6 protein-coding genes and 1 pseudogene are annotated in these 5,672 nt (G+C 70.4%); all 7 read left to right on the forward strand.

Features of this window, described 5'->3' with window-relative positions:
* Nucleotides 1-69 precede the first annotated feature (69 nt).
* A pseudogene (locus ABZ646_RS38675) lies at nucleotides 70-405 on the forward strand (MMPL family transporter); the annotation flags it as partial.
* A 295-nt stretch (nucleotides 406-700) separates the two neighbouring features.
* Nucleotides 701-1,432 carry an AfsR/SARP family transcriptional regulator gene (locus ABZ646_RS38680; protein ID WP_360530011.1) on the forward strand — a complete coding sequence of 244 codons (732 nt, stop codon included), beginning with the start codon at nucleotides 701-703 and terminating at the stop codon, nucleotides 1,430-1,432.
* Nucleotides 1,433-1,585: 153 nt separating this feature from the next.
* Nucleotides 1,586-2,575 (forward strand): LysR family transcriptional regulator, encoded by a 990-nt coding sequence (locus ABZ646_RS38685; protein WP_360530014.1) that lies wholly within the window; start codon nucleotides 1,586-1,588, stop codon nucleotides 2,573-2,575.
* Nucleotides 2,576-2,653: 78 nt separating this feature from the next.
* Nucleotides 2,654-2,914 carry an acyl carrier protein gene (locus ABZ646_RS38690; protein ID WP_360530017.1) on the forward strand — a complete coding sequence of 87 codons (261 nt, stop codon included), beginning with the start codon at nucleotides 2,654-2,656 and terminating at the stop codon, nucleotides 2,912-2,914.
* A 55-nt stretch (nucleotides 2,915-2,969) separates the two neighbouring features.
* Nucleotides 2,970-4,202 (forward strand): beta-ketoacyl-[acyl-carrier-protein] synthase family protein, encoded by a 1,233-nt coding sequence (locus ABZ646_RS38695; RefSeq protein ID WP_360530020.1) that lies wholly within the window; start codon nucleotides 2,970-2,972, stop codon nucleotides 4,200-4,202.
* Nucleotides 4,202-5,302 carry a beta-ketoacyl synthase N-terminal-like domain-containing protein gene (locus ABZ646_RS38700; RefSeq protein WP_360530023.1) on the forward strand — a complete coding sequence of 367 codons (1,101 nt, stop codon included), beginning with the start codon at nucleotides 4,202-4,204 and terminating at the stop codon, nucleotides 5,300-5,302. The genes ABZ646_RS38695 and ABZ646_RS38700 overlap by 1 nt, the downstream gene beginning before the upstream one ends.
* On the forward strand, nucleotides 5,303-5,672 hold a 370-nt coding region (locus ABZ646_RS38705), incomplete at its 3' end, for an SDR family NAD(P)-dependent oxidoreductase (RefSeq protein ID WP_360530026.1).

Below are 5,672 nucleotides of genomic sequence, written 5' to 3' on the forward strand. Positions count from 1 at the left end.
CTTCGGCTCGCCCGAGGACCCGGCGGTGATGTGGCAGTTCGCGGAGGCCATCCGCGGTCTCGCCGACGCCTGCGCGGCCTGGACACCCGCAGGGCCGTGATCGAGGGGATCGGCAGCTCCGCGGGTGTGGTGACCAGTGCGGCCGTGGTCATGGTCACCGTCTTCGCCAGCTTCGTCTTCCTCACCCTGGTCGAGATGAAGCAGATGGGCTTCGTCCTCGCCGCCGCGGTCCTGCTCGACGCCTTCATCGTGCGGATCATGATCCTTCCGTCGATCCTGACCCTGTTGGGCGACGCGAGCTGGTGGCCGTCGCGAGGGGTGCGATCAGGCCGTCCGAAGCAGACCGGATCAGCTGGTTCCGACACGGTCGTTTCGTTCCGTCCGCAGGAGTCGGGGCGTATCTGAGCCACGGCTGTCGTTACAGGCAGCCGTACTGAACGGCCTTCCAATCCCCCGGGGAGGCCAGGTGCTGGGCCGCTCGCAAGTCGAGCGGCCCAGCACAGTTCTGGGCCGGAAAGCATTCCGGAGTGGCTTATTCCGCTGTCATATCTCCCCGGTATGGGGGAGCCGGAACTTTGATATTTCTCAGCCGCCACGCGGGGGGGCGAGGATGTGGATCAAACGAAGACGGGGGTGTCGAATCGTGGAGATCCATATACTTGGTGCAATTTTGCTCACTCGGGGCACGCGGAGCTGGGGTGTGACCTCGAAAAGGGTGAGTTCGGTGCTCGCCCTGCTGGCGCTGACTCCGGGCCAATCTGTTCCGTTCGACCAGCTCGTGGACGAGTTGTGGGGTGACGACCACATCGCGAACGCGAAGAACGCTTTGCAGGCAAATGTGACCCGGCTGCGCAAGCTCCTGGCGTCCGTTGCCGGGAGGGAGGGCCGGGAGCTCGTACGCACCGTCGGAACCGGTTATCTGCTGGACGTCCCGCCCGAATCGGTCGACGCCCACCACTTCGTGGCCCTCGCGGACGAGGGGGCGGCCCTGCTGGGCCGGGACCCCGAGGCGGCGGCGCACGTGCTGGCGCAGGCGCTGGGCAGGTGGCGGGGCGCGGCCCTGCTGGACGTCAGCGACGGGTTCCGCTGCCGAACGGCGTCCGTACGCCTGGAAGAGCGGCGGCTCACCACCTACGAGGACTGGGTCACCGCGAAGCTGGCGGCCGGCGTGGAGGGCGCGCCGGTACCGGAGTTGCGTCAGCTGGCCACCGAGCATCCCGGCCGCGAGCGCCTCAGCGAGCTGCTGATGCTGGCCCTGTACCGCGACGGCCGGCAGACCGAGGCGCTCGACGTGTTCCACCAGGCCCGCAGGCGCCTGGCCGACGACCTCGGTGTGGAGCCGGGGCGTTCTCTGCACGCGGTGTACCAGGCGATCCTTCACCAGGACGACGCCTTGGGGCTTCCCCGGGGCTCCCTGACCCTCATCGGCTGACCCGCTCCTCCGTCTTGGCGAGGACATGACTTTGTCGAGATCCCGTGACCGGCGTGATTCAGTTACATTGGGGTAACGTTGAAGTCAGCGTGTGCCCCTGCAACGGGGCGGAACGCGCTGTCGTGTTGTCCGGGACTGGGGGCTGGGCCAGCAATGCGTGTCGAGTTACGGCATGCCCGACTCGTAGCTGCTATCGCGAGTGCCGGGAGCATATCGTCGGCCGCAACCCAGCTCAATCTTCCCCAACCTGCCCTCTCCTCCCAACTGCGCCGACTTGAGCGCGAGTTCGGAGGGGAACTGTTCGTGCGATCACATCACGGCGTAGTGCCCACCCCTCTCGGTGAACGGCTGATCCCGATGCTCGTGGACCTGGCCAGACGTGGTGACGCCGTGATCGCCGAGGTGGCCGCGCAGAGCACCGAGGTGCTGCGTGTCGGGAACGTGGAGTGGACGCCGCCCACCCTCAAGGACGCGATAGCCGCGTGCCTGCCCTCCGCCGAGGTGCAGACCGAGACGGTGGATCCGGTCGACGCGATGAGCGCGGTCGCCGAGGGACTGCTCACCCTGGCGCTGGTGCCCGGTCCACCGGACCGCCAGTCGGCCGACTTCAGGAAACTGCCTCTCAGCACGGCGGTCGTGGTCCGCGAGCCGGTGTGGCTGGCACTGCCGCTCGGCCACCCGCTGTCCGCGGGCGGACCTGTCGGCGCGGCCGAGGTCCGTTGCCTCGACTGGGTGCGCTACGCGCGCGGGCACTGGTTCCACGACCACGAGGACGCGGCCTTCGCCGACCTCGTCGAAGGCCGGCCTGCGCCGGCGCACCGGGTGCGCGGACATCACGAGGCGATGAGCTGGGTCCGTGAGGCGGGAGTCGCCGCATTGACCGTGCCCACCGGTGCCACCAAGGACGTCAGTCTCGTTCCGGTCACCGGCGCCCACGTGTGCGAGCTGCTGCTGGTGTGGCGCACGGGGTCGCTCTCCCGCTCGACCGTGGCGACGCTGGTGGAGAACGTACGCCGCTACTACTGCGACTACGCCCGCACCATCCCGCGCTTCTGGTCGTGGATGGTCGCCCACTCCGAGGACTTCCGCGAGGTCGAACGCCACCTGACGAAGCCGCCGCAGAACGTGCCCGGCTCTGACTGAGGCGCCTTTCGGCCGCCGCCGTCAGCACGTCAGTTCGCGGTCAGTGGACTGTCAGCCGCTTGCTCCAGCATCGTCTGCATGACTACTGCAGCCACCAGCGCCGAACGGCGTACCCAGATCAAGGGCATCATCTGCGACATCCTCGAGATCGAGCCGTCCGACATGACCGGCACCAGCCGGTTCAAGGAGGACCACGAGGCCGACTCGATGGGCGCCATCGAGATCCTCTCCAACCTCGAGCGGACGTACGGGATCGACCTCGACCAGAGCGTGTTGCCCCGCATGGTCAACCTCGACGCCGTGGTCACCGTCGTCGACGAGGCCGTGGCCGCCAAGTAGCGGGTGCTGCCCGGCCGGGCCCGCCCGGGTCGGGCGTGAGGGACTGGAGTGCAGGGTGTACGACAACGATCAGAGGCCGCGCCAGGTGGTGATCACCGGACTCGGCCTGGTCACCAGTATCGGCCTGGGCGCCGAGGAGTTCCTGGCCGGCCTGCGGGCAGGCCGCAGTGGGGCCAAGCCCATCACGGCCTTCGACACCAGCGGTTTCGCTCACTCCTACGGGTGCGAGGTCGCGGACTTCGACCCGGCGGAGTGGATCCGCGCGTTCCGACCGCAGGAACTGGGCCGGGCAACCCAGTTCTCCGTCGCGGCGGCCAACATGGCCGTCGCCGACGCGGGCATCGGAGTGGAGGAACTCCGCAGCCGGCCGACCATGGTGTCGGTCGGTACCACGGACGCGGAGTCCCGCGACCTGGACCTGCTCGTCGGTGAACAGCTCGACAGGGGGCCGGAGCACCTCACCCCGGGGATCGCTCGCCGGGCCCACGCGAGCAGGCTCTCCACCAGCATCGTCCGCGAACTGGGGCTGACCGACGTCGAGGCCCTGACCATCCCCACCGCCTGCGCGGCCGGCAACTACGCGATCGGCAGCGGTTACGACGCGATCCGGGCGGGCGATGTCGATGTGGCCCTGTGCGGCGGAGCCGACGCGGTGTGCCGCAAGACCTTCGCCGGCTTCTACCGGCTGGGCACCATCGCTCCCGAGGTGTGCCAGCCCTTCGACCGGCACCGCAAGGGCATCCTCACCGGCGAGGGGGCGGGCATCCTCATGATGGAGAGCCTGGAGTCCGCCCGCGCGCGCGGCGCCCGTATCTACGCCGAGGTCCTCGGATACGGACTCACCTGCGACGCCCACCATCCCGTCGCGCCCGACCAGGACAGTCTCGCCCGCTGTATGGCCCTGGCCCACCGCAACGCCGGGATCACCGAGGCGGACGTCGACTTCATCTCGGCCCACGGCACCGGTACCAAGGCGAACGACGTGACCGAGGCGGGCGCCATCCGCCAGGTCTTCGACACGCCGCCACCCACCGTGTCCATCAAGTCGATGGTCGGGCACAGCATGGGTGCGGCCAGTGCCCTGGGATCGGCCGCATGTGCCCTGGCCATCGCCGAGGGCTTCATTCCGCCCACCATCAACCACCGGGAAACGGATCCGGACTGCGGGCTGGACTGTGTGCCCAACGAGGCGCGCCCCGCCGAGCTGACCGTGGTGCAGAACAACGCGCTCGCGTTCGCGGGCAACAACGCCGTGCTCATCCTGGGCCGGCACCGGGAGGCCGCCTGATGCCCGCACTGGTCGTCTCCACCTGGTCGGCGGTGTCCCCGTACGGCGTGGGCAGTGAGCCCTTCCGCACGGGCGTCCGGGCCGGCCGCAGCGCGATCGGCACCCTCGACCGGGCCGCCTTCCCAGGGCCGTTCACCGAGGGCGCGCTCGTACCGGACTTCAACGCGGCCGATCACATCGGCCGCAAGGGCACCCGCACCATGGACCGGGTCACCGGCATCGCGGTCACCGCCGTCGGGCTGCTGCTGGCCGACGGCGGGCCCGAGTTGACGTCCCGGCCCGAGGACACCGGGCTGGTGCTGGGCACCGGCTCGGGCAGTGTGCAGAGCATCATGGACTTCACCCGCGACTCGCTCGTGGGGGAGCGCCCCTACCACGTCGACCCGGCCCGCTTCCCGAACACCGTGATGAACCGGGCCGCCGGGCAGAGTGCCATCTGGCACGGCATCAAAGGGCCGAACACCACCATCGCCGGCGGCCGCCTGACCGGACTGACCGCGCTGAGCTACGCCGCCCGGCTGCACCGTGGCGGCCACTGCGCACGGGTGCTGTGCGGGGCGGCCGAGGAGTACTCCGAACAGCGGGCCTGGCTGGAGTGGCACGGCCGGGACGGCGAGGACCGGACGTCTCCGCTGGGCGAGGGCGGCGCGGTGTTCCTCCTGGAGAGCGCACCGGACGCCCGGGCGGCCGGCCGACGGGTACGTGCCCGGCTGCTGGCCACCCGGTTCCGTGCCTTCGGCGAACCGTCGGACGCCCGCGGTGCCCTGGCCCAGTGCGTGCGCGACGCCCTGCGGCAGGCCGACGCGCGGGCCGGGGACGTGCACGTGGTGGCTCCGGCCGACACCGGCGGGCAACTGGCCGGCGCCGAGGAGGCCGCGATCACGGACGTGTTCGGCTCGGCCGGACCCCGCCTGCTCCGCAGCCGCGCGCTGCTGGGCGACACCTCCGCGGCGACCACCGGCATGCAACTCGCCGCAGTGCTGTCGCTGCTCGACGCCGACGGGACGCCGCCCGGCGCCCTCGCCCTGGTGACGGCTGTGGACCGGGACGGCACGGCCGGCTGCGCACTGCTCGCCGCCGCGACGAACGAGGAGAGCTGAGTGGAGACGAAGGTTCGCAGGGTGGCGCTGGTGACCGGCGGTTCCCGGGGCATCGGCCGGCATGTGGTCACCGGACTCGCCCGGGACGGCTTCGACGTCGCGTTCTGCTACCGGTCCGACGAGGAGGCGGCCCGGTCGGTGGCACAGGAGGCCGAGAAGGAGGGCGCGGGCGTGTTCACCGCCCGTGTCGACGTCGCCGACGCCCGAGCCGTACGGGATTTCGTCCGCAGCACGGAGGACACGCTCGGCCCGCTGCACGCGGCGGTCTCCTGCGCCGGCATCTGGGACGGTCCGGTCGACGACGCCGCCATCAAGGCGATCGCCGACTGGAAGGCCAACGCGGTCCGCATCCCGCTCAACGAGGAGTGCT

The sequence above is a fragment of the Streptomyces sp. NPDC007162 genome (genome assembly GCF_040634175.1).
Taxonomy (GTDB): domain Bacteria; phylum Actinomycetota; class Actinomycetes; order Streptomycetales; family Streptomycetaceae; genus Streptomyces.